This window comes from Catellatospora sp. NPDC049609, assembly GCF_040675365.1.
In the GTDB taxonomy this organism is placed as follows: domain Bacteria; phylum Actinomycetota; class Actinomycetes; order Mycobacteriales; family Micromonosporaceae; genus Catellatospora.
Genome location: NZ_JBFAOU010000440.1, coordinates 1 through 1,669, shown reverse-complemented (window position 1 = coordinate 1,669; position 1,669 = coordinate 1). Strand labels below are relative to the sequence as shown.

At 72.9% G+C, this 1,669-nt stretch carries 2 protein-coding genes; both read left to right on the top strand.

The features are described 5' to 3' along the window. The first annotated feature begins 163 nt into the window (after positions 1–163). A complete protein-coding gene (locus AB0J67_RS40975) occupies positions 164–994 on the top strand; it encodes an RNA methyltransferase (RefSeq protein ID WP_363491200.1) in 831 nt (276 codons plus the stop codon). An 81-nt stretch (positions 995–1,075) separates the two neighbouring features. Beyond that, positions 1,076–1,537 carry a hypothetical protein gene (locus AB0J67_RS40970; protein ID WP_363491198.1) on the top strand — a complete coding sequence of 154 codons (462 nt, stop codon included), beginning with the start codon at positions 1,076–1,078 and terminating at the stop codon, positions 1,535–1,537. Positions 1,538–1,669: the final 132 nt, after the last annotated feature.

The following is a 1,669-nucleotide window of genomic DNA, read 5'->3' as shown; positions in this document are numbered from 1 at the left end:
GACCGACCGGCAGGGCGCGGGATCACCCTGCCGCTCAGGCTGCCGCGGGCACCGGCGCCGGTGGCCGGCTCCGGCCGGCACTTGGCGAGCAGGATATCTGGATGACTTCGATCATCAAAAAGTCATCCAGATAGGCCAACGTCTATAGAAAAGCGGGTGTGGGATCCCGACGGGGGCGGTCCGGCAGAATCGGGGCGTGGAGCTGATCACGGATCCCGGCGACGAGCGCATCGCGGACTACCGGGCGCTGACCGACGTCGAGCTGCGTACGCGCTGGGAGCCGCCGCACGGGCTGTTCATCGCCGAGGGCGAGCTGGTGCTGCGGCGCGCGCTGCGGGCCGGCTACCGGCCGCGCTCGTTCCTGGTCGAGGCCAAGCGCGCGGGGCAGGTCGCCGACCTGGACGGCGCGCCCGTCTACGGCGCCGAGCCGGACGTGCTGGAGCAGGTCACCGGGTTCCACGTGCACCGGGGCGTGCTGGCCAGCTTCCACCGCCAGCCGGTGCCCCCGGCCTCGGAGATCCTGGCCGCCGCGCGGCGGGTGGTCATCCTGGAGGACATCAACAACCACACGAACATCGGCGCGATCTTCAGGGGTGTGGCTGCGCTCGGCATCGATGCCGTGCTGCTGTCGCCGACCTGCGCGGACCCGCTCTACCGGCGCAGCGTGCGGGTGAGCATGGGTGAGGTGTTCGCGGTGCCGTACGCCAAACTCGACCCGTGGCCGCAGGCGCTGTCGGAGGTGCGCGACGCCGGGTACACGATCCTCGCGATGACCCCGGCGACCGACGCGGTGCCGATGCAGCACCTGACCGAGGCCCAGCGGCTGCGCCCGGCGCTGCTGCTCGGCGCGGAGGGGCCGGGCCTGTCCCGGCACGCGCTGGACGCCAGCGACCTGCGCGTGCGGCTGCCCATGCGGCGCGGTGTCGACTCCCTGAACGTGGCCGCCGCGACCGCCGTCGCCTGCTGGGAGCTGACCCGCGAGGATCCTGCCTGAACGGGGGAACCCGTGCCCGTGGGCGCTTCCTACACTGCCCACCATGATCGTCGGGAATGGGAAGTGCCGCGGGACGGCGCCGTGCTGAGGCGGCTGCGCGCCCGGCTGGGCTGGTGGTCGGTGCCGCTGGAGATCGCGCTGGCAGTCGCGGTCATGCACCTGCTCGGGATGGGAATGGTCGCGGTGCTCGGCGAGGGCGAGCCGCAGCGGCTCAAGGCGGGCTTCATCGTGTTCGCGTGGCTCGCCATCGCCGTGGTCGCCGGGGTCTACAGCTGGTCGCAGCGGCTGAAGCGGCGCGACGCGATGATGTTCACCCCCGGCTGGCGGGACTTCGCGCCCCGCTGGCTGCGCTTTGCGGATGCGCTGGCCGATGTGCTGTGGGCGGCGACGTTCTTCACGACGCTGCTGGTGATGACGGCCGGCCACGTCACGCAGTGGCAGGCCGACCTGCTGTTCGCGCTGGCCTTCGCGCCGGTGGCGACGGTGGCGCAGCTGGCGGTGCCGTACGGGGACCCACCCGCCCCCGCGCCCGCCGTGCAATGAGTTCAGGGGTCGGGGCCCTGTCCCGCCGCGCGGGTCGGCGGGGAACTCGGCGGCGGCCAGGTCGAGCGCGCGTGGAGACCAACGACGTCAGCTCGTGGCTGCCCGCCGCCGCCGAGTCCACCCGCGAGATCG